General features: G+C 59.0%; 1 protein-coding gene. It reads left to right on the top strand.

The window, feature by feature from the left end; genetic code table 11:
• The coding region (locus U1T56_RS24470) for an SAM-dependent methyltransferase (RefSeq protein ID WP_418162081.1) at positions 1-547 on the top strand (547 nt) is incomplete at both ends.

The following is a 547-nucleotide window of genomic DNA, read 5'->3' as shown; positions in this document are numbered from 1 at the left end:
TGACAACGTCTCCCGCTGGCTCGCCGAGCGTGGGCCGTTTTCTGGGATCGTATTCAGCAATGAATTTTTTGACGCACTCCCGGTTCATGTGATTGCAAAGGAACAAGGGATTCTTTATGAATGTTTCGTCGCCGCCCGTGACAGTCGGCTCGTCGAGGAAAAGGAGCCGCTTTGCAATTTGGATATTGCCCGCTACTTGGCTGAGCGCGGCCTCTCGCTTGCCGAAGGGCAGCGCTTGGAAGTGCCGCTCGCGGCAAGATCATTTTGGCTTGACATCGGGCCGCAGTTTCGCCAGGCGGTGATGGTGACGATTGATTATGGTTATACGGACGAACAGCTGCGGGCGCCGGCGCGGCGGCACGGCAGCTTGCGGGGTTATTTCCGCCATCGGCTCGTCCCCGACCCGCTTCACCGTCCTGGGGAGATGGATTTGACGGCCCATGTACAATGGGATGCCATCCGCTTGTACGCCCGGCAGACCGGGTGGGAGGAGGTGGCGTTTCTCCGCCAAGAACGGTTTTTGCTTGCTGCCGGTCTCTTGGACGAA

Origin of the sequence: Benzoatithermus flavus, from assembly GCF_037908215.1 — a bacterium.
GTDB classification, from domain to species: Bacteria; Pseudomonadota; Alphaproteobacteria; order Geminicoccales; family Geminicoccaceae; genus Benzoatithermus; species Benzoatithermus flavus.
The sequence above is the reverse complement of the archived record's forward strand: the minus strand, read 5'-3'. Positions and strand labels throughout refer to the sequence as shown.